This window comes from Kitasatospora sp. NPDC042419, from assembly GCF_056437345.1.
In genome coordinates this window covers 78,541-104,133 of the sequence record NZ_JBWKAW010000001.1, presented here as the reverse complement: position 1 = coordinate 104,133, position 25,593 = coordinate 78,541, and the positions used below count along the sequence as shown (strand labels likewise).

Sequence of the window (25,593 nt, the reverse complement as noted above, 5' to 3'; positions counted from 1 at the left end):
GATGGTGGAAATGTGTGTCCACGTGCGAGAAGCGGCGGGGAAAGCTCACCTCGACTGACCATCGTCCGTCGGCACCGACCCACCGAGCACCACCCATCACACCGCCACGCGGCCCGTCCGGACGGTCGGCGCGGTCCGCCACGGCAGCGGTAGGAGCAGCATGCCCACAGAGCCCGAGTCACCGGGGCCAGCCCTCCCGCCCGGCCCGTCCACGACCGGGTCGGGGCGGACCAGGCCCCCCGCCCAGACGGCCCGGCGGCACGCGCTGCGCACCGCTCCCGGCCTGGCCGCCGGCCGGCTGGCGCCGATGCTCTCCGGTGGCCTGCCGGTCGCCCAGGGCGACTCCACACCGGACTGGCTGGAACCGGCGATGGCCGCCAACGGCATCGGCTCCTTCGACTGGGACATCCGCCGCGACGTGCTGGAGGGCGACCAGCGGGCCTGCACCATCGTCGGCCTGGACACGGCGGACAAGAACCGCTTCGACCGCACCTCCGCCTCCTTCCTGGCCCTGCTCCACCCCGAGGACGCCCCCGTGGTGCGGCGCCGGGTCGAGCGCGCCGTCGCCGAGCTGGGCCAGTGCGGCGCCTACTACCGCACGGTCGGCCCGAACGGCGCCATGCGGGCCGTCCGGTTCCGCGGCCGGGTCCTCGCCGACGCCTTCGGCCGCGCCTCCCGGATGGTCGGCTTCGTCTGGGACGCCACCGTCGAGCTGCACAAGCGCGACCGCGCCGACCGGATGGCCCTGCTGCGCGAGGAGCGCTCCCGCTTCATCAAGGAGGCCGCCCGCGCCCTCTCCGAGGCCGTCACCGTCCGTGACGTCGCCCGGGTGTTCACCGAACTGCCGCTGCCCGGCCTGCCGCCCGACGGCCTGGTGCTGGCCTCCTTCGAGGCCGGCCGGGTGCAGATCCTCGGCGCCTCCGGCTACCGCGCCGAGGAGCTGGCCGGCTACGACCGCTCGGTGCTGCCGCAGACCCACCCGGCCGCCGAGTCGCTGCGCAACCGTGCGCCGGTCTTCTGCGCCAGCCGCGAGGAGTACCGCGAGCGCTACCCGGACGTCTGGGAGCAGACCCGCCGGACCAGCCGCAGCTCCTGGGCGTTCCTGCCGCTGGTGGCCAGCGGCCGGGCCATCGGCGTCTGCGTGGTCAGCTTCGACGACGACCGCCAGCTGGACGCCGACGAGCGCACCCTGCTCTCCACCCTCGGCGGGCTGGTCGCCCAGTCGCTCGCCCGGGCCCGGCTGCACGACGCCGAGCACGAGCTGGCGGCCGGCCTCCAGCGGGTCATGCTGCCGCGCACCGTCCCCTCCGTGCCCGGTGTCACCACCGCCGTCCGGTACCTGGCGGCCGGCTCCGGCCTGCAGATCGGCGGCGACTGGTACGACGTCGTCCCGCTGCCCGGCGGCCACGTCGGCCTGGTGATCGGCGACGTCCAGGGCCACGACGTGCACGCGGCCGGCATCATGGGCCAGCTGCGGATCGCCCTGCGCGCCTACGCCGCCGAGGGGCACCCGCCCGCCGCGGTGATGGCCCGGGCCTCCCGGTTCCTCGCCGACCTCGACACCGACCACTTCGCGACCTGCACCTACGCCGAGGTCAACGTCGACTACGGCGTCGTCTACGCGGTCCGGGCCGGCCACCTCGATCCGGTGGTCCGGCGCGCGGACGGCACCGCGACCAGCGTCCCGGTCGCCGGCGGGCTGCCGCTGGGCATCGCCCCGGACGAGGAGTACCGGGTCACCCGGTTCAGCCTCGACCCGGGCGAGACGGTGGTGCTCTGCACCGACGGCCTGGTCGAGTCGCGCGGCATGGACCTCGACGAGGGCGTGGCCCGGCTCACCTCGGTGCTCGCCGAGCCGCTCGCCGACCCGGTGCGGGCCGGCCGCGACCCGCTGGAGGTGCTGGCCGACCGGATCGCCTCCCAGGCCGCCGACTCCAGCGAGCGCGAGGACGACATAGCGCTCCTGCTGCTGCGCTGGGACGGCCCCGAAGGCGGTCTGGCCGCCCAGCAGCTGCGCCGCCGGATCGGCCAGGCCGACCTCGCCCGGATCTCCGAGGTCCGCGCCGAGCTGCGCGACGCGCTGCGCCGCTGGGGGGTGTCCGAGCTGATCGACACGGCCGAACTGCTCTCCTCGGAGCTGGTCACCAACGCGATCCGGCACACCGACCGGGACGCGATGTTCACCGCCCGGCTCTACCGGGAGCCGGCCGCGGACGGCGGCCGGGCCCGGCTGCGGGTCGAGGTGGAGGACGAGTCGGACCTCTGGCCGACCCGCCGCACACCGGGGGAGCAGGCCTCCTCCGGACGCGGGCTGATGCTGGTCGAGGCGCTGGCCGACGGCTGGGGCGTGGAGCCGCGGGGCTCTGGCAAGCGGATGTGGTTCGAGATCACCGCGACTGCCGCCGCCGCGACCACCGCCGCCGCGGCCGAGGGCTGACCGGCCCGGCGTCCGAACGGGGCCCGTTCGGACGCCGGAGCCTCACGCCTCAGGCCCCGGGCTCCTGGTTCCGGGCCGCGTCGTCCGGCTGAGCGGCCCGGGCCCGCTCCGGCACCGGGCCGGCGGGCCCGGCCTCAGCCGAACTGCTGCTCCAGGTCCTTCAGCTTGCGCTCCAGCGAGTCCAGCCGGGGCAGCGCCACGGTGTCCTCCTCCGCGGTGAGGTCGATGGTGCGCAGCTCCGGGCGGGCCGGCAGGCCCGGCTGCGCCGGCGTCCCCTCGATCGCCGCCCCCTCGACGGCCGCCCCCTCGGCGGGTGCGCCGTCGACGGCCCCGGGTCCGCCGGGGCCGCCCGCTATGGCGGACTCCGGGCCGGGCTCCAGCTGCCGGGTGCCCCCCGACGAGCCGCCGCCGCGCTGGCGCCAGACGCTGTGGGTGCGGTTGATCGCCCGGATCTCGGCCCGCTCGCGGCGCCCGGCCAGCTTGCGCCGCTCCTTCTCCAGGGCCTTCTCGCGCTTGTCCTCGCGGACCTCGTCGACCGCCTCGTCCAGGCTGCGCACGCCCTCCAGCAGCATCAGCGACCAAGCCGCGTAGGTCTCGCGCGGGGCGCGCATCCAGCGGACGATCCGGATCTGCGGCAGCGGGCGGGGGACCAGCCCCTGTTCGCGCAGGGCGGCCCGGCGGGTCTGCTTCAGTGCCCGGTCGAACAGCACGGCGGCCGAGAGCGACATCCCCGCGAAGAACTGCGGGGCGCCGGCGTGGCCGAGGCCGCGCGGGGCGTGCACCCAGTTGAACCAGGCCGAGGCACCGGCGAAGAGCCAGACCAGCAGCCGGGAGCCGAGCGCGGCGTCGCCGTGGCTGGCCTCGCGGACGGCGAGCACGGAGCAGAACATCGCCGCCCCGTCGAGGCCGAACGGGACGAGGTACTCCCAGCCGCCGGAGAGGTTGAGGTTCTGCACCCCGAAACCGACCAGCCCGTGGAAGGAGAGCGCGGCGGCGACGGCCGCGCAGCAGAACAGCAGCGTGTACGAGGCCCCGCCGTACAGGGACTCCTTGCGGCGGCGGCGCTCCTCGGAACGCTCCCAGGAATCCGGACCACCCGATCCGGTGGCGGATCCCCGGCTCCGGGCCAGGGCCACCAGCAGGGCGCTGACCAGCAGCACCGCAACGCCGGTGACGGCCCAACCAAGCGGTATGTCGGACAATTTCATCGCCTGGACCAGCCTCGCTTTCCTGCGTCGCAATTCCTGCGTCGTGATGGCGGGGACCATCATGACTGATGCTCGGCCGGAGAATGGCTGATTCGCTGTCAATGCGCTGACGAGAGGGATTTCTGGCGGGGGATAAGTCGCATCGTCTTATTAATTTGGGGCGGGTATTTCCCGGAACATCGGGCCCGCCCCGCGTCGTACCGGGGGGACCGTCGTCAACCTCGCGTGACGCGGGGACAGCCCGCACACATCGCCTCGGCCTGGACGGTGTACACGAGGCAGCAGCTGGCCCGGCAGCGGTCGGAGTGCAACGGGGAGCCGGACGCGGGGGTGGTGAATCCAGCGCCCGGCGTGAAGGGCGCGCAATCCGGCGCCGGGCGCGCGTCGTCCAGGCCCGGCGCGAGCAGCGCGGACAGCTCCGTGCGGGCGCGCTCCTCCTCGCCGAGCAGTCCGGCGGCGTGCCAGAGGCCCTCGACCGCCGCGTCCGTCGCCATCGCCCAGAGCGTGCGCGGGCCGCGCCGTACCTCCGGTCGGAAGGCGGTCAGCACCGGGGTCAGGAAGTCGGCCAGCGCGGTGCGCAGTTCGCGGGCGAGCGCCAGCTCGTCGGGCACCGTACGGGCGGCGGCCGGTGCGCCCGGCAGTGTTTCCGGCCGTGCATCCGGTCGTGCGTCCAGCCGTGCTTCCGGCCGTGCTTCCGGCCGTGCGCCCGGCGGGGTGGCCGCCGCGGTGGTCGCCGGTGCGGCGGCCGGGTCGTCCGGCAGGCAGACGAAGGCACCCGGGCGGACCGTCAGCTCGCCGGTGCGGCGCCGGATCGAGACGTCGGCCGGGGTGAGCAGCGGGACCCGACGCTCCAGGAACCACGGCAGGGTGAACAGCAGCGAGACCGGCCAGACGAACCGGTGCAGGCCGAACCCGGCCGCCACGTCCGGGCGCAGCGGCTGCCCGTAGCGGGCCAGGCCCTGCCGGGCGTCGTGGGAGATCAGTTCGCGCAGGGCCTCCGGGCGGGTCTGCAGGTCGGCCCCGGCGATCCAGCCCCGGCCGGTGCGCGGCGGGGCGCAGTGCACCCGGAGGCCGGGCAGGAGTTCGCCGAGCCGCCGGTACGCGGCGGCGCCCGGCGCGGCGGTGGCGGTGGCGGTGCTGACGGTGCTGACGGCGGCGGGCCGTGAAGGCGGTGGGGCGAGTGCCGCTCCGGCGGTGGTGGCGGCGGCGGTGGCGTGCGGCGCGGGGCCGGGCCGGGTGCTGCTCACGGTCATGGTGCGAGCCCCATCGGGTCGACCGGAGCCCGTGCCGGACCGCCCGGCCCCGCGCCCGGCCGGGGGCATCCGTCGCCCGGCGCACCCGGGGGTGTGCCTCGCCGTCGCCGCACCGTACGTCCGGGCCCGGCCGACGGGGGCCTGGCGGAGCCCGGGAACGGCAAGGCGAACTTGGCCGGGTCACTGCTCGACCCGGCCAAGTTAGGGTCACCTTAGCTGATCGGCCCCTGGGTCTGCCTCCCGATGCGTCCGTCCGGGGGAGCGCCCGGCGCGCGCACCGCGCTCAGCTGGCGCGCGAGCCAGACCGGGACGCCTCCGAGCGCCTTCACCAGCCGCGCCGCCTCGGCCCGAAGCCGGGCGGCCTCGGCCGGTTCGGCGACCTCCGCCAGTGCCGCCAGCGCGGGCGCCACCCCGACCGTGAAGCCCAGCTGCTCGCGCAGCCGCAGCGAGGCCTCGAACCCCTCGCGGGCCCGCTCGCGGTCACCGGCCGCCAGGGCGAGCGCGGCCAGGTGACGCCAGGTGGAGGAGCGCAGCAGCTCGTCCCCCCGCTCGTCCGCGCCGTCGTGTGCCCGGCGGTAGGCGATCCAGGCCGCGGTGGGGTCGCGCAGCAGGTTCTCCGCGACCAGCCCCCGGCGGAAGTCCAGTAGCGGTCGCCCCGGTGCGTCCGGCGGCAGCAGCGCCGAGGTGCGGCCGAGCGCCGCCTGCGCCTCGTCGAGCCGGTCGCGCGCGCCCAGCACGCTGGCCACGTACGCCAGGAAGCCGCGCGCGCAGGCCGCCGCCGCACGCTGTTCGGTGGAGGTCGACCCCGCCTCGGCGAGCCGGAGCGCCTGTTCCGCCTGGGCCCAGTTCGCGGCGGTGAACAGGCACTGCTCGATCAGGAGTTCGGCCCGTACCAGGGCCGCTGTCGGATCTCGTTCGGCGGCCGGGCGCAGCAGCTCCGCGGCCTCCCGCCAGCACGCCCGGGACCGCAGCCGCCACACGGTGTCTGTGGTCGCCCGCCCCCGCCCGTCCCGGCCGCTCGGGCCCCATCCGTGCTCCGACAACGCCACCTCCTTGTGCGCGCCATCCAGCAGGACGCGGACCCTTCCCCTCGTGGCAAGACACGCCCCCGGGCCCGCGTTGTGGCGGCAATTCAACACGGGGGCGAGCTTGTGCACCAGATCACGAGCGGAGGTTGTTGCGCTCGGGCGGGTTTTCGTCTAAACGATCAGCGGTCGGCCGGTCGGGTCCGAACGGTGCCTCAGGACGTCCAGCCGGTCTCCATCAGGGCCTCGGCGGCACCGTTGGCGGGCTGCGGCACCCCGGCCAGGTCCAGGCTGAACAGGGCCACCAGCAGCTGCTCGCCGCGCACCGTGGCCTGGTGCGAATAGCCCGCAAGAGTGAACATCGCGGCGGCCATCTCCTCGGCGTGCAGGGTCTGCAGCCAGAGGCACTCCACCGACTTCACGTCCGCCGGTTCGGTCCAGGTGTCCACCTGGGCGACCATCCGGCTGCCCAGCAGGGTCACCCCGTCCCGCTCCTGAGCCTCGGTCAGCTCCAGGTCGTCGAAGCCCAGCCACTCCAGGTAGCGGGCGGCGGTGAACACCGCGTCCTGCGAGGTCCGCACCGGGTGCGGACGGAACGGCGCCCGCCGCCGCCACGGCGTGGCCTGGCCGCCGGAGCCGGACGGCGGCGCCGGGACCGGCGGGGCGTCCAGCGGCTGGGCCGGCCGCGCCGGGTACGGGTGGGAGGCGCGCGGTCCCGCGGCGGCGCCCAGCGCCCCGGAGGCCGAGCCGCTTCCCAGCCGGGTGGTGCGGTCCACCGGGAGCCGGACGGTGGCACCGCAGTTGCAGGTGAACTCGGGCTGCGGCCACTGGTCGGAGCGGCCGCAGTGCGGGCAGCGCATGCTCAGCCAGGAGTCCTCCCAGGACCGGAACCGGACCTGCACCGGCACGCCCCCGCGCAGCAGCGGCACCTTCAGCGAGGCACCGCACGGGCAGGGCAGCGACGGCGGCTCGTACAGGTGCTCGCGTCGGCACGCGGGGCAGCGGATCGCCCGGGCGCCACCCCCCGCCCCCGGGCCGCGCCCGGCCGGGTCGTGTCCGGTGAAGTCGTCGGGCAGTCCGGCCATCGCGGGCACCGTCCGTTCGAATCGGGGGAGGAAGGACGTGTCCCATGCTCCCCGAAACGTGCGGGCCGCGGCGCGGAATGCGGCAATCCTCAGGGAGGAATCAGGGGTGTGCGCTCGATTCCTCGGCGGGGAGGAGGAGGGCGGTTCCACCCCCGAGGGGGATCCGTTCGAGGACGCGCGGCGCCCGCGTCACCCCGCGCCCCAGCGCGCGAGGTCGGAGGGGGTGTCCAGGTCGTCCGGGGTGGCGATGTCGGCGCACTCGACCAGCGTGATCTCCGAGGCGTGCGCCGCCAGCAGTGCCCGCGCGCCCGCGTCCCCGACCGCCCCCGCCGCCGCCTCGGCGAAGTGCCGGGCCCCGATCAGCACCGGGTGCCCCCGCCGCCCCCCGTACGCCGCCGCGGCCAGCTCCGCGCCCGCCCGGTGCGCCGCCAGCAACCGGGCCACCGCCGCCGCACCCACCCCGGGCGTGTCCACCAGCATCACCAGCACCGCCCCCGTCCTCGACGGCAGCGCGGCCAGCCCGGCCCGCAGCGAGGAGCCCATGCCGGACTCCCAGTCCGGGTTGGCCACCAGCCGGCAGCCCGGCAGGTGCGCCACCGACCGGACCCGGTCCCGGGCCGCGCCCACCACCACCGTCACCTCCCGGCAGCCGCCGGCCCGCACCGCCGCCACCGCGTGCTCCACCAGCGGCCGGCCCCGGTACGGCACCAGCGCCTTCGGCCGCCCGCCCAGCCGCCGCCCGCCGCCGGCGGCCAGCACCAGCGCGGCGACCGCGTCCTCGCCCTGCACGGGCCCCGCGTTCTGCATGGGCCCAGCCTGCCCGCCCGGCCGGGCGCACCGCAGCCCCGGCCGGCAGTCCTTGGACGAAGCCACAACCCGGCCCGGCGGGGAGCGCCCGCGGCCCGGCGGTTCGGCCGCTGGAGTTTCCGCGCCGACGCCCCTGTACTGGGCCGATGAACACCGCACCGCACCCGCTGGTGGACCGCTTCGGCAGGGTCCACACCGACCTGCGGGTCTCGCTCACCGACCGCTGCAACCTGCGCTGCACCTACTGCATGCCGGCCGAGGGACTCTCCTGGCTGCCCAAGGACGAGGCGCTCGGTGACGACGAGGTGGTCCGGCTGGTGCGGATCGCGGTGCAGCGGCTCGGGATCGGCTCCGTCCGCCTCACCGGCGGCGAACCGCTGCTCCGGCGCGGCCTGCCCGGCCTCGTCCGGCGGATCGCCGCGCTCGGCCCCGAGGTGTCCCTGACCACCAACGGCATCGGACTGGCCCGCACCGCCGGCGAGTTGAAGGCGGCCGGGCTGCACCGGGTCAACGTCAGCCTGGACACCCTGCGCCCCGAGCGGTACGCCGCGATCACCCGCCGGGACCGGATCGCCGACGTGTTCGCGGGCCTGGCCGCCGCACGGGCCGCCGGCCTCGGCCCGGTCAAGGTCAACGCGGTGCCGGTGCGCGGCGTCAACGACGACGAACTCGTCCCGCTGGTGGAGTTCGCCGCCGAGCACGGCTACCGGATGCGGTTCATCGAGTCCATGCCGCTGGACGCCCAGGGCGCCTGGGACCGCACCCGGATGGTCACCGCCGACGAGATCCTCGCCGTGCTCGGCGCCCGCTGGGAGCTGCTCCCGGTCACCGGGCCCGCCGGGCCCGCCGGGTCCGCCGGGTCCGTCGGGGTGGAGCGGGTCGGCGAGGCGGATCGGGGTGCCGGGGCGGAACGGTTCGGTGAGGCCGAGTCGGGTGCCGGGGTGGAACGTGCGGGCGGGCCGGAAGGGGCCGCCGGGCCGGCAGGGGCGGAGCGGGGCGCCGGGTCCGCCGGGCGGGTCGGCGCGGTGGCACGGGCGCGCACCCGGTCCGCGGGGCGGGGCACGGCGCCGGCGGAGGAGTGGCGGATCGCCGGGACGGACACCGTGGTCGGCGTGATCGCCTCGGTGACCCGCCCGTTCTGCGGCGGCTGCGACCGCGTCCGGCTCACCGCCGACGGCCAACTGCGCAACTGCCTCTTCGCCACCGAGGAGTCGGACCTGCGCGCGCTGCTCCGCGGCGGTGCCGACGACGCCCGCATCGAGGCCGCGTGGCGCGCCACGATCGCCCGGAAGGGGCCGGGCCACGAGATCGGCGCGGCCGGGTTCGTCCGGCCGGCCCGGCCGATGTCGGCGATCGGCGGCTGAGGAGCGGCCGACGGCCGGTTGGGGAGCGGCCGTTGACGGGGCGGGAGCGCGCGGCACGGCCGGCCGCCGGCCGGTGGCGGCGGGACCGGAGGTTCGGGGGCCGTGGGAGCGGTCCGGGGCCGTCGCCGCGCCGACGCCCCCGGGCGGGCGGTGGGAGCGGTCCGGGTGTGACCTTCGCCATGATCGAAATGGTCCGTGTTGTGCCCCCTTGACCGGGTGTGGGGCGACTGGTCTGCTGGTGCGCCGTCAGCCGCCCGCCACCAGGGGAGTCCTCCGTGCCCGCCCGCCGCACCGCCCTGTCCGCCGCCACCGTCTTCCTGATACCCGCCCTGGCGCTGACCGGTTGTTCCGGCGCCGGGAAGCGGGCCGGCGACGCGGCCCCGTCCGGGGCGGCGGGCGCCGCCGGCCCGGCCACCAGCCCGCTGCAGAACCCCGACGGCACCAAGCCCGGTCTGGCGCCGCTGACTTCGCCCGAGGAACTGGCGGCCGGGCGCGAGCTGATAGCCCGGGTCGCCACCGCCCGCACCGGCCCGAAGGACGGCTACGACCGCAACGAGTTCGGCCCGGCCTGGACCGACAACGTGGACGGCGTCCCGGGCGGCCACAACAACTGCGACACCCGCAACGACCTGCTGGCCAGGGACGGTACGGCCGTCGAGCGCAAGGACGGGTCCTCCTGCGTGGTCACCTCGATGACCATCCACGACCCGTACACCGGCCGGACGGTGCAGTGGTCCAAGCAGCAGGCCTCGAAGATACAGATCGACCACGTGATGCCGCTCTCCTACGACTGGCAGATGGGCGCGGCCAAGTGGGACAAGGCGAAGCGCGTGCAGATCGCCAACGACCCGCTCAACCTGATCCCGGCCGACGGCTCGCAGAACGCCTCCAAGGGTGACTCCGGGCCGTCCGCCTGGCTGCCCGCCGCCCAGGAGATCCGCTGCGCGTACGCGGTGCGGTTCGCGCAGGTCTCGCTCAAGTACCAACTGCCCGTCACCGAGGCGGACAAGAAGGCCATGCTGCAACAGTGCGGCGGCTGATGATCAGTTGAGGAAACGATTCCTCTGCGTTCGCCGGGCTTTGTCCCGGTCCCGCCGGTGCCGGAGGGCAGGGGCGCGGCGAACAGTGTGATGACCAGGTGGTATTCGTGTGCGGTGCACTCGATGATCACCCGGTTCTCGCGCGGCGCCCTGCCCGTCGCGACCGCAGCCGCCCTGCTGGCAGGCTGCACCAGTTCGGCCGGATCCACCACCGCCGCCTCCGGTACGCCGTCCCCCGCCGCGACCTCCGCGACCGCCACGGCGGAGCCGACGGCCACCCCCGGCGCCACCCCCACCAGCACGCCGACCCCGACCCCGACGGTCAAGCCGACCGGCCAGGCGGACCCGGCGCTCCAGGCCTTCTACGGCCAGCAACTCGCCTGGGCCGCGTGCAAGGACGACCCGAAGACCGACAAGCTCGACGAGTCGGCGGTGCAGTGCGCCACCCTCAAGGTGCCGCTCGACTACGCCGCGCCGGCCGGCGACACCATCGACGTCGGGCTCGTCCGCAGCCCCGCCGCCAAGCCCGACCAGCGGATCGGCTCCGTCCTCGTCAACCCCGGCGGCCCGGGCGGCTCCGGCGTCGGCTTCCTCCAGCGCAACCCCAAGCAGTTCCAGGGTGCGGTCGGCGACCGCTACGACACCGTCAGCTTCGACCCGCGCGGCGTCGGCCTCACCGTCCCGGTCAACTGCCTCGACGACCGGACCCGCGACGACTGGGCCACCACCGACGCCCTCGGCGCCGACCACGGCAAGGTCCTCGCCGACGCCTGCCAGGCCAAGTACGGCAAGGTGCTGCCCTTCATCGGAACCCGCAACACCGTCCGCGACATGGACGTGCTGCGCGCCGTGCTCGGCGACCGGAAGCTGACCTACTTCGGGCTCTCCTACGGCACCTACGTCGGCACCCTCTACGCCGAGGAGTTCCCGGACCGCGTCGGCCGGCTCGTCCTCGACGGCGCGGTGGACCCGTCGATGCCGCTGCTCCAGCACAACATCGAGCAGTACGCGGCCTTCGAACGCTCCTTCAAGGACTTCGCGGCCTGGTGCGCCAAGAAGGACCAGTGCCCGATGGGCAAGGACCCGGCGAAGGCGGCCGACAAGCTCGCCGACTACCTCGACGGGCTCAAGGAGAAGCCGCTCACCACGACGAGCGGCCGAACCCTCACCGCCAACGCGGCCTGGGTCGGCATCATCGACGGCCTCTACGGCGGCGAGCCCGGCTGGGACTCGCTGCGCAACGACGTCGGCTGGGCGATGGTCCGCAGCAAGGGCGACTACCTGCTCGCGCGCGCCGACAGCTCCAACCGCCGTGACAAGCAGGGGCACTACACCGTCTCCGCCGACGCCTACACGGCCATCCACTGCGCCGACGGCGCCACCGGCGTGCCCGCCGGCGCGGAGCTGGAGGCCGCGTACACCGACCTGGCCGCCAAGGCCCCGCTGATCACCCGGCACGAGCCGGGCTCGGCGCTGTTCGACCCCGACTGCCGAGCCTGGCCCTTCCGTTCGGCCGAGAAGGCGCACCCGGTCACCTCGAAGAGCGCGGCCACCATCGTCGTGGTCGGCTCCACCGGCGACGCGGCCACGCCGTACGCCTCGGCCGAGAAGCTCGCCGCCCAGCTCGGCAACGCCGTCCTGCTCACCCGCGAGGGCGACGGGCACACCGGCTACGGCTGGAGCGCGTGCATCCGCACCTCGGTGGACGCCTTCCTGCTCGACGGCACCGTGCCGGCCGCCGGGACGCGGTGCGCGACCGACGCCGAGGGGTGATCCGGACGCGGGAGGTGCGCGCCGCGGCGGCTCGGGAGTCCGAGAGCCGTGGCGCGCCCCTGTCGCGTTCCCGCCGTGTCCCGTCGGCGCCGTCCGGTGTCGTCCGGCGCTTCACGGGGTCAGGAGGTGGGCGGCTGGGTGAGGTCGTAGAACGTCGAGCCGCCGACCGTCTGCGCGGTGTAGTGGCTCGTCACCCAGGCCTCGATCTGCGCGGTCATCGATTCCGCGGACTCGTCGCCGCCGGGGGTGGTGACGTTCGGGGTCGCGCCGCCCGGCGTCGCGCCGCCTGCGGACGGGGTGTTGGGGTCGGCGCTGTTCAGGTCGGTGCCGTTCGGGTCGGCGCTGTTCGGGGGCGTGCCCACCGAGCCGCCGTCCTGGCCCGTTCCGTTCTGCCCTGTGCCGTTCTGCCCCGCGCCGTCTGTTCCCGTACCGCCCGCTGCCTTGCCGACCGTCCGGCCCGGGCCGCCGCTGCCGGCGATGAACCAGTGCACCTTGCCCTCCTTCACGTACTGCTGGAAGGCGCTCAGGCTGAGCGACGGGTCGGTGCTGTTGAAGCCGCCGAGCGCCATCACCGGTGCACCGGAGGCGAGTTGGTAACTGGCGGCGTTCTGCGAGCCGCTGGTCGCGGCGGCCCAGCGGTAGCGGTCGGCGTCCCGCTCCAGCAGGGCGGCGGCCTCGTCGCTCACCTTGGCCCCGTTGAGCAGCCCGCCCATGCCGGCGGGGCCGCCCATGACACCGTAGACGCTCGGCCCGGCGCCGCCCGGCGTGCCGCCGCCGGGACCCTGCGCGGCACCGGGGCGCCCGCCCTGGCCGCCCGGCGGCGGGAAGCCCTGCACACCGCCCGGCGGGGGCGAGACCTGCCGGCCGTTGAAGAAGAACACCGGCTCACCGCCCGGTCCGCCACCGGGGCCGCCGTGTCGGGTGAAGCCCGGCCCGGACCCGCCCATCACCGCCGGGCCGGCCGTCACGATCGAGCCGCCGTGCGGGGTGTTGACGGTGTCGACCGCGTACGCCGCCGGACCGCCCAGCGCCGCCGCCGCGCCCGCCAGACCCGCCACGGCGGTCAGCCGCCCGGAAAGCCGGTGGCCCCGGACGCCGCCCGCAGGCAGACCGGTCGCGCCGTGCGCGTCAGCGGCCGCATTGTCCGCGTCGTTCGCGTCGTTCGCGTCGTTCGCGCCGTTCTCGGCGGGCACGTCGGCGCCGGGTACGTTCTCGCGGCGCGCGAGCCGTGCGGCCAGCGGCCCGGCCACCGCCAGTGCGACCGCCGACACCAGCCCGCCGACCAGCACCGTCCAGCGCAGCCAGGGCAGGAAGTCGGAGCTCCGTCCGAGCAGCACGAACGCCCAGGACACCGTCACCGCCAGCGTCCCGGCCAGCACCGCCGCGTACGGCAGCCGGTGCCGGGCCCGCCAGAGCCCGTCCACGCCCATGCCGACCAGCGCCGCGACCGCCGGGGCCAGCGCCACCGTGTAGTACTCGTGGAAGATCCCCGACATGAAGCTGAAGGTCAGCGCCGTGCAGACCAGCCAGCCGCCCCAGACCAGGAACGCCGACCGCGCGGTGTCCGTCCGGGCGTACCTGCGGGTCGCCCAGAGGCCGACCAGCAGCAGGATCAGCGCGGCCGGCATCAGCCAGGCGATCTGCCCGCCGATGTTGCCGTCGAACATCCGGGTGATGCCGGTCTCGCCCCAGCCGCCCCCGCCGCGCATGGTCGGGACCCCGCCCGCGGGCGCCTCCATGCCCGCGGGTGCCTCCATCCCGGCCGGGAACCTGGCCCGGTTGCCGCCCCCGCCGACGCTGCCGGTCTCGTTGCCGTTGAGCCGGCCGAGGCCGTTGTAGCCGAAGGTGAGGGAGAGGAAGCTGTTGTCCTGCGAGCCGCCGACGTACGGGCGGGCCGAGGCCGGAACCAGTTCGACCACCGCCACCCACCAGCCGCCCGCGACCACCATCGCCAGCCCGGCGGCCAGCAGTTGCCGGACCCGCCGCCAGAGCCCGGTCGGCGCCACCACCAGGTAGACCACCGCGAAGGCGGGCAGCACCAGGAACGCCTGCAGCGTCTTGGTGAGGAAGGCCAGCCCGAACATCGCCCCGGTGAACACCAGCCACCGGGTGCTCGCCGCCTCGGTCGCCCGCACCAGCCCGTACGCGGCCAGGGTGAGCAGCAGCACCAGCAGCGCGTCCGGGTTGTTGAAGCGGAACATCAGCGCCGCCACCGGGGTCAGCGCCAGTGCGACGCCCGCCAGCAGCCCGGCCATCGGGGAGAAGCGGCGGCGCACCGTCGCGTACAGCGTGGCGACGGTGGCCACGGCCATCAGCGCCTGAGGGGCCAGCACCGACCAGGAGGAGAGCCCGAAGATCCGGGCCGAGAGCGCCATCGGCCACAGCGCGAGCGGCGGTTTGTCGACGGTGATGAAGTTCCCGGCGTCGGAGGAGCCGTAGAAGAAGGCCTTCCAGCTCTCGCTGCCGGCCTGCACGGCGGCCGAGTAGAACGCGTTGGCCCAGCCGGAGGCCGACAGGCCCCAGAGGTAGAGGACGGCGGTCGCGGCCAGCAGCGCGAGCAGCGCGGGCCGGACCCAGCGCGGGTCCTCCGCGCGCCCGCGCCAGGTCCGTGTCGGCAGGGTGCGCAGCCGGCCGGCCCAGGACGCCGGGCCCTTCGGGCCGGCGGGCGGCAGCGGGACCTCCGGGAAGAGCGGCGGCTCGGCGGGCCGCGCCTCCGGGGCGTCGGCGGCGGGGCCGGCCGGCCCCGGCGGCCCGGCGGGCGGCAGTTGCGGCGGCGGGTAGTTCGCGGCCTCCGGCCAGGGTTCGCCGGCCGGCGGGGAGAAGCTGGTCGTGGTCATGGGCGATACGTTCGGGCGCCCGGCTGAGAGAAGCGTGAGACGGGGGTGTGAGCCGCCTGTGATCCTCGGCGGACCACTCGGACGGCTCAGGGCCCGGCCTGCCGCCCGTGGGCGCTGGGGGCGCTGTGGGTGCGCGCGCGGGTGCCCGTGGCGTCCGGTGCGGCCCTGCGCGGCGGTGCGGTCCGGTGCGGCCCTGCGCGGCGGTGCGGTCCGGTGTGGCCCTGCGCGGCCCTGCGGTTCGGTGCGGCCCTGCCGGCGGCTCCGCGCGTGCCGCCTCCGTCAGGCGGACTGGGGCATCGTCAGGTGCTTGCCCAGCCACTCCAGGGCGGGCGGGATCTCCCTGGTCCAGGTGTGGAAGTTGTGGCCGCCGGTGTCCAGGGTGATGGTGGAGAGCTTGGTCGGCGCCTTGAAGGAGTCGACCATCGCCCGGGTGCCGTCGTAGTTGTTCTCGTCGTAGCTGGTGGCGAGCAGCAGGGCGACGGGCTCGGCGGGCTTGTTCTTCAGCCGCCAGACCAGGTCGTTCTCCTGCTTCAGTTGGTTGTTGCCGCCGAACAGGTCGCCGGTGGTCTCGTCGATCGGCGCGGTGTAGTAGCCGGAGAGCGAGATCGCCGCCCGGTAGGCGTCGGGCTTGCGCAGCGCGAACTTGAGCGCGCAGTAGCCACCGGTCGAGTTGCCGATCACCGCCCGGTTCGTCGGGTCGGTGCCGATCCGGTAGCTGCCGGCCAGCGCCTTCGGCAGGTCGCTGGTGAAGAAGGTCTCCACCTGCGGTCCGCCGGGGACGTCCATGCACTCGGTGTCGCGGTTGCCGACCAGCGTCGGGCGCATCAGCACCAGGACGGTCGGCGGCAGCTTCTTCTCCTCGATCGCGGTGAGGGCGGACGCCGGGTACTGCATCAGCGAGATGAGCTTCTCCGCCGAGCCCGGGTAGCCGGCCAGCACCAGTGCCATCGGGAACTTCTGCTGCGCGTACTCCGGCTGGAAGTACTGCGGCGGCAGGTAGACGTACGCGTCGCTGCTCAGGCCGCTCGCCGACCCCTTGACGGCGACCTCCTGGATCAGCCCGGAGCGGTCACGGGCCGATCCCTGCGCCGAGTACATGTTCTTCTCGCCGGTGACCGACAGGGACGCGGCGGCGTTCGGCTGGTGGTCGACGACCGTGCCGGGCTTCCCGTTGGTGCCGAGCAGGTCGCTCCAGGAGCTGTAGAAGCCGAAGTAGCCGTTGGCGATCAGCCCCATGGCGGCCAGTACCGTGACCTGGGTGGCGAAGAACGCCCCGAGCCGCCCCGACCAGGCCTTCCAGCCGCGCCCGCCGAATCTCGGCCAGAGCCACATCGTGGCGGCGAAGACGCCGATCGCGACGACGGAGGCGATGATCTGGAGGGGCATTCCCGTGAGGCTCAACACGAGCCCGATCGTAGTTGACCCCCGGACCCGGTCTGCGCGCTCCCTGCGCGCCCCTCATATGATCCAATGCGCCTATTGTGCGCCCTGTTGACCGCGTCTCGCCGGGTCGGGATCATGTGCGCGGGGATTGCAGAGTGCACGGAGCGTGCACGAGAGAGCACCGAGAAGAGTTCCGGGGGAGCGGCATGAAGTCCTTCACCAAGGTCGGCAAGGTCGGCCTGGCGGTCGGTACGACGGCCTTGCTGCTGACGGCGTGTTCCGGAGGAAGTTCCGGGAGCACGGACGCCTCCGGCGGCCGGACCGACAGCGCCCCGGCGTCCACGGCCGCGGCCACGCCCACGCCGACCCCCACGCCCACCCCGACGCCGACGCCCACCAAGCCCCCGTACGGCCCGGTGCTGGCCGGCTACGTCGACCCGGTGAGCGCCGCGCTGGCCAAGCTCAACCCGGCCGGGAGCATCGACAACTTCGCCACCGCGCTCCAGGAGGCGGCGACCGCGGCCAACTCCGCCAGCAGCGGGCTGGCCCTGGCCGGCGAGCCGGACACCGTCACCACCGTCCGCCGCCAGCTGGCGACCGCGCTCTCCCAGCTCTCCACCGACCTCACCAAGGTCCGCACCGACATCAAGTCGAAGGGCGTCTGCACCACGTCCTCGGCCTTCGCCGAGGTCGGGCTCTCCGAGGGGCTCAAGGCGGTGCCCCCCGCGCTCGCCCAGATGGCGGCCGCCGGCTACCCCACCACCTTCGCCGTCCCGCAGACCCCGCCGCTGCAGGCCCGCTCGCTCGACAACGGCACCCTGATCCGCAAGGGCCGGCTGCGCGGCCAGGGCGGGCTGGAGGTCGACAACACGGGCGGCAGCTCCGACTCGGTCGTGTCGCTCTCCCAGAACAACAAGGCCGTCCACTCGCTGTACGTCGGCAAGGGGAAGAAGGCGTCGATCGACGGCATCGAGGACGGCACGTACGACGTCTTCTTCTCCGACGGTGTCGACTGGGACCCGTCGCTGAAGATGTTCACCCAGAACTGCTCCTACACGAAGTTCGACGACACCCTCGACTTCGAGACCGGCCGCACGGCCGTCACCTGGTCCATCACGCTGACCGCGAAGGTCGGCGGGAACGCGAAGACCAGCGACGTGGACGAGGAGGCCTTCCCGCAGCCGTAGTCGAGGCCGGGACCCCGAGAGGTCGTGAAGCGCCCCAGCCGACCGGCTGGGGCGCTTCTGCGTGCGCGCGCCCTCGGCTGCCCGGCCGGGCACCGGACTCCTGCCCGGCGGTCCCCGCTCCGGCCGTCCACGCGGCTGCCCGCTCGCTTCGACCGGGCCCGCTCCTTCTGTCCGGGCCCGCTCCACCGCTGACGCCCCCGCTTCCGGGAGGCGTCTCCTTTTAGATATTTAGCTAATGTGCTAAATATCTGCCATGACAGAAGCCCAGGACGAGGCGGGAGTCTTCCGCGCGCTCGCCGATCCGACGAGGCGCCAGATCCTCGAAGACCTCCGAGGCGGCGAACTCGCCGCGGGCGAGATCGCGAGCAGGTTCGCGATCAGCGGCCCGTCCATCTCACGGCACCTCGGCGTGCTCAAGGGAGCCGGACTGGTCACCGAGCGCCGGGACGGCAACCGGATCCTCTACACGCTGGCCGAGGAACGCCTGGCCACCACCATCGGCCGCTTCCTCAGCACCGTCTGCCCCGAGCAGATCGTCCTGCGCCACACCAAATGGCGCCCCGACACGCAGAGCGAGGGATCATGAGGCAGCCACGCCTGTCCAGCGTCGTCGAACGGCGGCTGCTGGTGAACTACCGGGTCGCCCCGGACGCCGTGACCCGCCTGCTCCCCGAGTCGCTGCGCCCGCAACTGGTGCACGGCCACGCGGTCGCGGGCATCTGCCTCCTGCGCCTGGGCAGCGTCCGGCCGAGCTGGGCGCCCAAGGCGTTCGGGCTGCGGAGCGAGAACGCGGCCCACCGGATCTCCGTCGAATGGGACGGACCGGACGGCGTCGAGACCGGCGTCTACATCCCGCGCCGCGACACCGCCTCACGGCTCAACGCCTGGGCCGGCGGCCGGCTCTTCCCCGGCGAACACGGCCGCGCCGACTTCGAGGTGCACGAGACACCCGACCGGATGCGCGTCGCCTTCGCCACCCGGGACGGCGACACCCGGGTGGACGTCACCGCCGAACTGTCCGACGAACTGCGGGGCAGCGAGCTCTTCGCCGACCTCGCCGAGGCCTCCCGGTTCTTCCAGGACGGGGCGAAGGGCTACTCCGCCACCAGGTCCGGCCACCGCATGGACGGCATGGAACTGCACACCGACGCCTGGCACGTGGAGGCCTGCCGGGTGGGCTCCGCCGCCTCGTCCTTCTTCGACGACCCGGTCCGATTCCCGCCCGGGAGCGCCGTCCTGGACAGCGCCCTGGTCATGCGCAACGTCCCCGCCGGCTGGCGGCCGCTCCCGAGCACGGCCGACGCCAGGAGCGCCCGGCCGGTCGACCGGAGCGCCCGGCTCGCCGGGTGAGCCGTCCGCGCGTGCCGTCGGCTCGCGCCGTGCGCGCGTGCGGTCCGCTCGCGCCGTCCATTCACGCGGCCCGCTCGTACCGGCCGACGCGCCCGGTCGCGCCGGCCGGTGACCTCACGGCCCGTGAGGTCCTGACCCGGCTCCGTTGTCAGTGCCCTGTGCCAGACTCCGCGCATGGCCCTCGAACCGCTCACCTCCCTCACCCTCGCCACGTGGCGCCGGCTCGACCTCGCTACCGCCACCCGCGTCGCCGCGCACGCGGCCGACGCCGCGGGCGGGCGGCTGGAGCGGGTCGAGACGGTCGAACACCTGGGCTCGCCGCTGCACCGGGTGCTGGTCGAGCGCGGCGACCGGCTGTTCGCGCTGATACCGGGCGGCCGGGTCACGGTCGGGTTCGACCTGGCGGCGTGGGAGCCTTCGGCCGAACTCCTCGACTGCTACCGGGAGGAGAGCCTGAGCCAGGGCTACGGCTTCGACGACGACCTGCGTGTGCACCTCGCCCGCTACCTCAGCCCGCACCGGACCGTCACCGTGCCGACGCTGCTGATGGCCGTCGAGGACGAGGACATCACCGAATCGCCCGCCGACATGCCGGCGGCCCTGGCCGCGGAGGGGCTGCGGCTGCCGCACCCCGACGAGTGGGAGCACGCGTGCGGCGCCGGCGCCGGGACGCTCTTCCACTGGGGCGACCAGTGCCCGCTCGACCGGGGCCCCTACCAGGACGACACCGGCCCGCACACCCGTCCGAACGCCTTCGGGCTCCGGATCGCCTACGACACCTACCGGTCCGAGATGACCAGCGACCCGGGCGCGATCCACGGCGGCGACGGCGGCGAGTCGGTCTGCGGCGGGTACGGCATCGTCCTGGAGTGGCTGCCCCTCGCCACGGCCAACCGGAACCCGGAGATGGCCGCGCTCGTGTACGGGCCGGACGACCCGGGCATGGGCGACGAACTCTCCACCAGACCGGTCCTCGACCTGCGGTGACCTCCCCCGGTCGGCCCGCTCCGGCCGCTCCGGCCGGATCAGAAGTCGGTGGTGTCCAGCACCAGCCCGAGCGGCGCCGGCAACCGCACCGGAGTGCCGAAGGGATGGGGCCCCTCGACCAGCGTGTAGCCGAGTTCGCCGGGCTGGGAGAACAGCGTGCAGGTGCGCTCCTGCCGGTCCACCAGGAGGTACACGGGTGCGTGGTACTGCGAGTAACGGCGGCGCTTCGACGTGCGGTCCGTCTCCGCGTTCGACGGCGACGTCACCTCCACCACCAGCACCGTCTGGTCCGGCACCAGCGCGCCTTCGGTCTTCGCCAGCTCGGCGGGCACCACGGCGAGATCGGGCACGTAGAAGTTCTCCGTCCCGGGCAGATCGAGATTCCCCGACCCCGCGCGCAGCCCCAGCTCACGCATCCGGGGTCCGATCTGCTCCCGGATCAGGTCGACGGCGGTCTCGTGGGCCCAGGACGGTGACACCGGAGTGATGACTCCTTCGACGATCTCGACGCGCTCACCGGCAATGTGCTGGATCGCGTACTTCAGAGCCTGTTCGGGATTGGGTACTCGGCTGTAGTCGCCCGGCCTTGCGTGCACTGCACTCACGTTCTGCTGTACTCCCTTCCATCGAAGCCAGGTGCGCGAGGCGCACGTCCGCCGGAACCTGGCCGGTCCACGGCGAAGGCCCCTCTTCGAGGCTCGCGGCGACACGGGGTTCCGGCGTTCATCCCCGCGGGTGCGGGGAGCCCACGAGAGGCTGTCCACGATCACGGACAGCCTAAGCGGACGGGCCCGTCCGCACGGGGAGCACGGACCGGGAATCCGCTGCTTGTCCGGGGTCGGGCGTTGGGGCCCTTCGGTGGGGGGTGTGGGGCGGGCCGCGACTCCCCGGTGTCCGAGTGCACGCGGTGCGACGGAAGTTGACCGGCCGTCACGGACTCGCCTGTCACAGGACCGCACCTGCCGTGCCACCCGGCGGAATCGGTGGGCGAATTCGGTACGCATGGTTGACCGATTGAAGTGGCCATGGCACTTTCGTGCGGCGCGGGCGTCCGCAACCGGTCGTACGCCCCGCATCCCCCACAAGGAGAGCCATGTTCAAGAGACTTGCCGCCGCGTCCGCCGCGAGCGCAGTCGTCGCAGGGGTCCTGACCTGCGTAACTGCCGCCCCCGCGCAGGCGGTGCAGGCCGGTGACCTGACGTCCACGATCGCGCTGAGCAACTGTTCGGCCTCGCTGGTGCGTTACCCCTCCTCGGTCGACGCCGACCGGGCCCTCATGCTCACCAACGGCCACTGCCTGCCGACCATGCCGTCCGCCGGCCAGGTCATCCAGAACCAGAGCGCCAGCCGCAGCGGCACGCTGCTCAACGCCTCCGGCGGCTCGCTCGGCACCGTGCAGGCGGACAGGATCCTGTACGCGACGATGACCGGCACGGACGTCGCGCTGTACCAGCTCACCGACACCTTCGGGTCGATCACCTCGAAGTTCGGTGCGACGGCGCTGACCATCAGCGACACGCACCCGGTCGACGGTTCGGCGATGTTCATACCGTCCTCGTACTGGAAGCAGACGTGGAACTGCTCCATCAACGGGTTCGTCGGCACGCTGCGCGAGGACGAGTGGACCTGGCGCGACTCGATCCGCTACAGCTCCGGCTGCAACACCACGCACGGCACGTCCGGTTCGCCGATCGTCGACGCCGCGACCAAGAAGGTCGTCGGCATCAACAACACCGGCAACGACGACGGCCAGATGTGCACCATCAACAACCCGTGCGAGGTGGCGGCCGACGGCACCACCAAGGCCGTCAAGGGCCAGAGTTACGGGCAGGAGACGTACTGGTTCACCACCTGCCTCGGCAACGGGCGGGTCATCGACCTCAACGTCAGCGGATGCCTGCTGACGAAGCCCGCGGGCAGCGGCACCGTCTCGGTGGCCAACCCGGGCAACCAGTCCACGGCGGTGGGCGGTTCGGCGAACCTGCAGATCCAGGCGAGCGGCGGTTCGACCCCGTACACCTACACCGCCACCGGCCTCCCGGCCGGCCTGTCGATCAACGCCTCCACCGGCGTGATCAGCGGCACCGCGACGACCGCGGGCACGTACAACGTGACCGTGACCGCGAAGGACTCGGCGAACAAGACCGGCAGCACGAGCTTCGGCTGGACCGTCAGCGGTGGCGGCGGCACGTGCACGCCGGCGCAGCTGCTCGGCAACGCGGGCTTCGAGACGGGCACCGCCGCGCCGTGGACCTCCTCCAGCGGCGTCGTCGACAAGTCCGCCTCGCAGGCCCCGCACGGCGGCACCTGGAAGGCGTGGCTGAACGGCTACGGCTCCACCCACTCGGACAACCTGTCCCAGACGGTGTCCATCCCGGCGGGCTGCAAGGCCACGCTCAGCTTCTACCTGCACATCGACACCGGTGAGTCCGGCACGACCGCGTACGACAAGCTGACCGTCGCGGCGAACGGCACGACGCTGAAGACGTACTCGAACGCCGACGCGGCCGCCGGCTACCAGCTGCGCACCTTCGACCTCTCGGCCTACGCGGGCCAGTCGGTGACCCTCAAGTTCACCGGCACCGAGGACTCCTCGCTGCAGACCAGCTTCGTGATCGACGACACCGCGATCGCCACGAGCTGACCCGGCGCCGGTAGCCCGACCGCCGGCCGCCCGGACCACCGTCCGGGCGGCCGGTGAGCGGGCGGCCGACGGGCGGCGGGCGCGGGCTCGTCGCCACATGCTCCCTGCACAGGAAGTCGGCGGCTCCGACTTCCTGTGCAGGGCCTTCGGCTAGCGGGCGTGCTGGGCGTGCTGGGCGCGGTGGCGTTGGAAGAGGCAGAGGGCGGCCAGGGAGGGTGCGTCCTTGAAACGGCCCTCGGCGATGAGCTGCCACACCTCGTCCTCGGAGAACCAGCGGCTGATCAGGCCTGCCTCCTCCTCGTCGAGATCCGCCTCACCCGCGGTGAGGTCGGTCGCGAGGACGACGTGGAAGTCCTGGTCGGAGAAGCCGTACGCCTCGAAGAGGTGGCCGAGCGGTGTCATCGTCCCGGCGGTCAGCCCCGTCTCCTCCGCGAGTTCACCGCGTGCCAGGTCGAGTGGGTCGGCGTCGGGCCGCTCCTCCCAGGTGCCCTGGGGGAACTCCCAGTAGCGGGCCTTCACGGGGTACCGGTACTGCTCGACCAGGTGGAAGCCGCCGTCGGCGTAGGGCACGACGAGCGCGAAGTCGGGCTTCTCCACCACGCCGTAGATCCCCTCGGCACCGTCGTGCCGCAGGGTCCGGTCCTCGCGGACCGTCATCCAGCGGTTCTCGTAGACGACGGTGCTGGCGGTGGCCACCAGTTCGTGCCGAGGCAGGGCGGGGCGGGAGGTGTCGGAATCCATGCGGGGACGTTAGCCGACCGCCCGTCCGGCCGGTCGCCGGCACCGCGAGCATCGCCAACGAGGTAGACCCATGCGGGGGACCGCCCTGCCGCGCGGATTCGCACGGTCGAAGGTCACTCATACTTCGGTCGAATCAGGATCAAGCAGCTGCCGATGGTGATGAGGTGAGGGGAAGCCGGGTGCTCCGGCCCTTCGCGCAGTGCGCACAGCGGTGCGTGCCCTCGAAGGCGACCGGGAGTGGATTGACCTCGGCAGGGCCGGTGGGTACCGTCGGGCTTCCAAGGGGCTGTCCGGAATGTTCGCGATGCCGGAATCTCGGCAAGTGGTGAAGACTTATCGGTGGCCTGCACAGACCCGCTGGTCACGGAGTCTGCTCCCCGCACACGCGGGGATGGTCCCATCCCCGCCCGCATCTACGACACCGGCCAGATCTGCTCCCCGCACACGCGGGGATGGTCCCTGGTACCAGCCTCCGCGCTGCTGGAGCGCCCACTGCTCCCCGCACACGCGGGGATGATCCTGCGATGGAAGAAGCCTGATCGATCGTGGTTCCGCGTTCGCGCCCCCGGCGCTCCGACGGGTCGTCGGGGGTGCCCCGGATGGTGGCCGGCTGTGATCACCTGTCGGGCCGGCCTCAGAGTGCGCTGTGTGCCAGCCAGTGGTCCAGCAGTGCGAGGTCGCCCGTCACCGTCACCCGGTCGTTCTCCGGGGGGAGGCGGCGGGCGAGCACCAGCATGAGGTCGGCCACCTCCCCCGACACCACCACGTCGGCGGCTCCGGCGGCCTCGACCGGCCCGCGTTCCCAGCGCAGTGCCCCGGGCGTCCGGGTGACCACCCAGCCCGGCGCGGACGTCGGGCGGAGCCCGAGCCGTTCGCCCCGGCCGTGCAGTTCGGCCACCGCAGGCCTGAAGGCTGCGAAGGCCGGCAGGGACAGCAGGTCCAGGTTCTCGCCGATCACCTCGGCCGCGAGGTCGTCGGCGATCTCGAACGCGGTGTCCGTCGCGAACGCCGCGTCGTAGTGGTGGACGCACGTGTCGCCGAGCATCCGGCGCAGCCAGAAGGCGGCCGGCTTCGGTCCGGCGAAGGTCGCCGACTCGGTCTCCGCGCCGGTCTCCTGGACGGCGGTGATGAGCGCCTCCGCGCCTTCGTGGAGCCACCCCGCCCATTCGTCCGGGGTGCCGGGATCGGCCCGGTGCGGGTCGGGGACGGGCAACTGCGTGCGGCTGCGGACGAGTTCGGCCGCCCATCGGTGCTCCTGGCCGATGTGGCCGACGAGGGTGCGCAGCGGCCAGTCCGGGCAGGTGGGCACCCGGGTGTCCGGGGCCCGGCCGGCGACCGCGCGGGCGATCCGTCCGGTCTGCTCGCGCAGCCCCTCCGCGAGCCGTGCTGCGTCGGGTGTCGGTGTCATGGTGGAGGCTCCTCTGCCGGTGGTGCGGGGTGATGCCGGTACCGTAGGAGTTCCAGTCAGGTGGAGGTTCAAGTGCCCTTTCTCGACGAGACCTTCGGGATCGGCGACCTGGCGCGGCTGACCGGTGTGCCGGTGCGGACGATCCGCTTCTACTGCGACGAGGGCATCGTCGACTCGGCGCGCAGCACGGGCGGGCACCGCCGGTTCGACCGGGCGGCGGTGGAGCGGCTCGGCCTGGTGAGGCGGCTGCGCGGGCTCGGGTTGGGACTGTCCTCCGTCAGGCAGGTGCTGGACGGGGAGCGCTCGGTGGCCGAGGTGGTCGCGGTCGAGCGGGCCACGCTGGACGGCCGGCTCGCGGAGCTGGCCTGGCGGCGGGCCTCGTTGCGCGCGGTCGAGGAGGCCGGACCGGCCGAGCGGGCCGGTCGGCTGGAACTGCTCGCCGCCGTTCAGGACGGCGGCGCCGCCCGCGAGGCGCTGATCGGCTTCTGGCGGCGCACGATGGTCGCGTCGGCGGCCGAGGCGATGCTCGACGTGTTCGTGGCGATGGCCGTACCGGAGCCGCCCGCCGACCCGACGCCGCTGCAAGTCCTCGCGTTCGCCGAGCTGTTCGCGCTGGCCGGTGACCGCGGGCTGACGCGGGAGCTGCTAGCCATGGCCCGGTCCAATGCCGAACTGGTCTCCGACGAGGCCGAGTTGATGAAGGGGATCGGCGAGGCCTGCGCGCTGGCCCAGCCCGTGGTGCGGGCGGGCGAGGCTCCGCGCGGGGGGCCTGAGCTCGACCGGTTCGTGGCGGTGCACGCCTCGGTGCGGGGGCGTCGTGACTCCCTGCGGTTCAGGGGTGAGCTGCTGGACCACGTGGCCGCCGACCGCGATCCGCGGATGCGCCGCTACTGGCGGCTGGTGGCCGAGGCCGGCGGCGATCCGGTCACGCTCGGTGCGTCCCACCTGTGGCTGACCGACTCCCTGGCGTGCGCGGTGGGTGCGGTGGGCGCGGAGGGGGATGGCGGCCGACCCGGCTGACCTGGCGGATCGGGGATCGGGGATCGGGGGATCGGGGAGGGCCG

Annotated in this window: 20 protein-coding genes; 10 read left to right on the top strand and 10 right to left on the bottom strand. The window is 74.0% G+C overall.

The features are described from left to right. Positions 1 to 160 precede the first annotated feature (160 nt). On the top strand, positions 161 to 2,437 hold the full coding sequence (locus tag AC067J_RS00465; RefSeq protein ID WP_478295730.1) for an ATP-binding SpoIIE family protein phosphatase: 2,277 nt from the start codon (positions 161 to 163) through the stop codon (positions 2,435 to 2,437). A 134-nt stretch (positions 2,438 to 2,571) separates the two neighbouring features. Here the strand turns inward: AC067J_RS00465 and AC067J_RS00460 are convergent, their stop codons facing one another. The 5 genes from AC067J_RS00460 to AC067J_RS00440 all read right to left on the bottom strand — a co-directional run bounded on the left by AC067J_RS00460 (position 2,572) and on the right by AC067J_RS00440 (position 7,815). Next, complete coding sequence (locus AC067J_RS00460) at positions 2,572 to 3,645, bottom strand: DUF2637 domain-containing protein (protein WP_478295729.1); 1,074 nt, start codon at positions 3,643 to 3,645, stop codon at positions 2,572 to 2,574. 215 nt (positions 3,646 to 3,860) lie between these two features. Then, on the bottom strand, positions 3,861 to 4,898 hold the full coding sequence (locus tag AC067J_RS00455) for a (2Fe-2S)-binding protein (protein ID WP_478295728.1): 1,038 nt from the start codon (positions 4,896 to 4,898) through the stop codon (positions 3,861 to 3,863). A 212-nt stretch (positions 4,899 to 5,110) separates the two neighbouring features. After that, on the bottom strand, positions 5,111 to 5,941 hold the full coding sequence (locus tag AC067J_RS00450) for a hypothetical protein (protein ID WP_478295727.1): 831 nt from the start codon (positions 5,939 to 5,941) through the stop codon (positions 5,111 to 5,113). A 197-nt stretch (positions 5,942 to 6,138) separates the two neighbouring features. Further along, positions 6,139 to 7,008, bottom strand: coding sequence for a hypothetical protein (locus AC067J_RS00445; protein ID WP_478295726.1), 870 nt, complete (start codon positions 7,006 to 7,008; stop codon positions 6,139 to 6,141). A 189-nt stretch (positions 7,009 to 7,197) separates the two neighbouring features. Next, complete coding sequence (locus AC067J_RS00440) at positions 7,198 to 7,815, bottom strand: nucleotidyltransferase family protein (protein WP_478295725.1); 618 nt, start codon at positions 7,813 to 7,815, stop codon at positions 7,198 to 7,200. Positions 7,816 to 7,961: 146 nt separating this feature from the next. Here AC067J_RS00440 and AC067J_RS00435 point away from each other — a divergent pair, with 146 nt between their 5' ends. The 3 genes from AC067J_RS00435 to AC067J_RS00425 all read left to right on the top strand — a co-directional run bounded on the left by AC067J_RS00435 (position 7,962) and on the right by AC067J_RS00425 (position 11,992). After that, positions 7,962 to 9,179 carry a GTP 3',8-cyclase MoaA gene (locus AC067J_RS00435; protein ID WP_478295724.1) on the top strand — a complete coding sequence of 406 codons (1,218 nt, stop codon included), beginning with the start codon at positions 7,962 to 7,964 and terminating at the stop codon, positions 9,177 to 9,179. A 275-nt stretch (positions 9,180 to 9,454) separates the two neighbouring features. Next, the gene (locus tag AC067J_RS00430; protein ID WP_478295723.1) at positions 9,455 to 10,219 is read left to right on the top strand and encodes an HNH endonuclease family protein; all 765 of its coding nucleotides are present in this window, start codon (positions 9,455 to 9,457) and stop codon (positions 10,217 to 10,219) included. Positions 10,220 to 10,342: 123 nt separating this feature from the next. Next, complete coding sequence (locus AC067J_RS00425) at positions 10,343 to 11,992, top strand: alpha/beta hydrolase (protein ID WP_478295722.1); 1,650 nt, start codon at positions 10,343 to 10,345, stop codon at positions 11,990 to 11,992. A gap of 119 nt (positions 11,993 to 12,111) precedes the next feature. Here the strand turns inward: AC067J_RS00425 and AC067J_RS00420 are convergent, their stop codons facing one another. Further along, positions 12,112 to 14,829: an ArnT family glycosyltransferase gene (locus AC067J_RS00420; RefSeq protein ID WP_478295721.1), complete on the bottom strand. Its 2,718-nt coding sequence runs from the start codon at positions 14,827 to 14,829 to the stop codon at positions 12,112 to 12,114. Between the two features lie 279 nt (positions 14,830 to 15,108). Further along, on the bottom strand, positions 15,109 to 16,215 hold the full coding sequence (locus AC067J_RS00415) for an alpha/beta hydrolase (protein WP_478295720.1): 1,107 nt from the start codon (positions 16,213 to 16,215) through the stop codon (positions 15,109 to 15,111). A gap of 203 nt (positions 16,216 to 16,418) precedes the next feature. On the opposite strand from AC067J_RS00415, the gene AC067J_RS00410 reads away from it, so the two are divergent. The 4 genes from AC067J_RS00410 (at position 16,419) to AC067J_RS00395 (ending at position 19,736) form a co-directional block, all read left to right on the top strand. Continuing rightward, complete coding sequence (locus tag AC067J_RS00410) at positions 16,419 to 17,399, top strand: hypothetical protein (RefSeq protein ID WP_478295719.1); 981 nt, start codon at positions 16,419 to 16,421, stop codon at positions 17,397 to 17,399. Between the two features lie 253 nt (positions 17,400 to 17,652). Beyond that, entirely contained in the window at positions 17,653 to 17,985 is a 333-nt protein-coding gene (locus tag AC067J_RS00405; RefSeq protein WP_478295718.1) for a metalloregulator ArsR/SmtB family transcription factor, read from the top strand. Further along, entirely contained in the window at positions 17,982 to 18,749 is a 768-nt protein-coding gene (locus tag AC067J_RS00400) for a DUF2071 domain-containing protein (RefSeq protein ID WP_478295717.1), read from the top strand. Before AC067J_RS00405 ends, AC067J_RS00400 begins: the two co-directional genes overlap by 4 nt. Before the next feature lie 174 nt (positions 18,750 to 18,923). Further along, the gene (locus AC067J_RS00395; RefSeq protein WP_478295716.1) at positions 18,924 to 19,736 is read left to right on the top strand and encodes a hypothetical protein; all 813 of its coding nucleotides are present in this window, start codon (positions 18,924 to 18,926) and stop codon (positions 19,734 to 19,736) included. Positions 19,737 to 19,774: 38 nt separating this feature from the next. On the opposite strand, the gene AC067J_RS00390 is transcribed toward AC067J_RS00395, so the two are convergent. Then, the gene (locus AC067J_RS00390) at positions 19,775 to 20,332 is read right to left on the bottom strand and encodes a Uma2 family endonuclease (protein ID WP_478296337.1); all 558 of its coding nucleotides are present in this window, start codon (positions 20,330 to 20,332) and stop codon (positions 19,775 to 19,777) included. 497 nt (positions 20,333 to 20,829) lie between these two features. Between AC067J_RS00390 and AC067J_RS00385 the strand changes: the two genes are divergently transcribed. After that, entirely contained in the window at positions 20,830 to 22,380 is a 1,551-nt protein-coding gene (locus AC067J_RS00385) for a putative Ig domain-containing protein (protein ID WP_478295715.1), read from the top strand. Positions 22,381 to 22,530: 150 nt separating this feature from the next. Here AC067J_RS00385 and AC067J_RS00380 read toward each other — a convergent pair whose 3' ends face one another. Both AC067J_RS00380 and AC067J_RS00375 read right to left on the bottom strand, forming a co-directional pair. Further along, positions 22,531 to 23,121 carry an NUDIX domain-containing protein gene (locus tag AC067J_RS00380; RefSeq protein WP_478295714.1) on the bottom strand — a complete coding sequence of 197 codons (591 nt, stop codon included), beginning with the start codon at positions 23,119 to 23,121 and terminating at the stop codon, positions 22,531 to 22,533. A 634-nt stretch (positions 23,122 to 23,755) separates the two neighbouring features. Beyond that, positions 23,756 to 24,529, bottom strand: coding sequence for a maleylpyruvate isomerase family mycothiol-dependent enzyme (locus AC067J_RS00375; RefSeq protein WP_478295713.1), 774 nt, complete (start codon positions 24,527 to 24,529; stop codon positions 23,756 to 23,758). 72 nt (positions 24,530 to 24,601) lie between these two features. Here AC067J_RS00375 and AC067J_RS00370 point away from each other — a divergent pair, with 72 nt between their 5' ends. Next, positions 24,602 to 25,549, top strand: coding sequence for a MerR family transcriptional regulator (locus AC067J_RS00370; protein ID WP_478295712.1), 948 nt, complete (start codon positions 24,602 to 24,604; stop codon positions 25,547 to 25,549). Positions 25,550 to 25,593 lie beyond the last annotated feature (44 nt).

Coding starts and splice junctions, on each gene's coding strand:
- AC067J_RS00465 (WP_478295730.1), top strand. CDS start 161: ATGCCCACAGAGCCCGAGTCACCGGGGCCAGCCCTCCCGCCCGGCCCG.
- AC067J_RS00460 (WP_478295729.1), bottom strand. CDS start 3,645: ATGAAATTGTCCGACATACCGCTTGGTTGGGCCGTCACCGGCGTTGCG.
- AC067J_RS00455 (WP_478295728.1), bottom strand. CDS start 4,898: ATGACCGTGAGCAGCACCCGGCCCGGCCCCGCGCCGCACGCCACCGCC.
- AC067J_RS00445 (WP_478295726.1), bottom strand. CDS start 7,008: ATGGCCGGACTGCCCGACGACTTCACCGGACACGACCCGGCCGGGCGC.
- AC067J_RS00440 (WP_478295725.1), bottom strand. CDS start 7,815: ATGCAGAACGCGGGGCCCGTGCAGGGCGAGGACGCGGTCGCCGCGCTG.
- AC067J_RS00435 (WP_478295724.1), top strand. CDS start 7,962: ATGAACACCGCACCGCACCCGCTGGTGGACCGCTTCGGCAGGGTCCAC.
- AC067J_RS00425 (WP_478295722.1), top strand. CDS start 10,343: ATGATCACCCGGTTCTCGCGCGGCGCCCTGCCCGTCGCGACCGCAGCC.
- AC067J_RS00420 (WP_478295721.1), bottom strand. CDS start 14,829: ATGACCACGACCAGCTTCTCCCCGCCGGCCGGCGAACCCTGGCCGGAG.
- AC067J_RS00415 (WP_478295720.1), bottom strand. CDS start 16,215: ATGCCCCTCCAGATCATCGCCTCCGTCGTCGCGATCGGCGTCTTCGCC.
- AC067J_RS00410 (WP_478295719.1), top strand. CDS start 16,419: ATGAAGTCCTTCACCAAGGTCGGCAAGGTCGGCCTGGCGGTCGGTACG.
- AC067J_RS00405 (WP_478295718.1), top strand. CDS start 17,653: ATGACAGAAGCCCAGGACGAGGCGGGAGTCTTCCGCGCGCTCGCCGAT.
- AC067J_RS00400 (WP_478295717.1), top strand. CDS start 17,982: ATGAGGCAGCCACGCCTGTCCAGCGTCGTCGAACGGCGGCTGCTGGTG.
- AC067J_RS00395 (WP_478295716.1), top strand. CDS start 18,924: ATGGCCCTCGAACCGCTCACCTCCCTCACCCTCGCCACGTGGCGCCGG.
- AC067J_RS00385 (WP_478295715.1), top strand. CDS start 20,830: ATGTTCAAGAGACTTGCCGCCGCGTCCGCCGCGAGCGCAGTCGTCGCA.
- AC067J_RS00380 (WP_478295714.1), bottom strand. CDS start 23,121: ATGGATTCCGACACCTCCCGCCCCGCCCTGCCTCGGCACGAACTGGTG.
- AC067J_RS00375 (WP_478295713.1), bottom strand. CDS start 24,529: ATGACACCGACACCCGACGCAGCACGGCTCGCGGAGGGGCTGCGCGAG.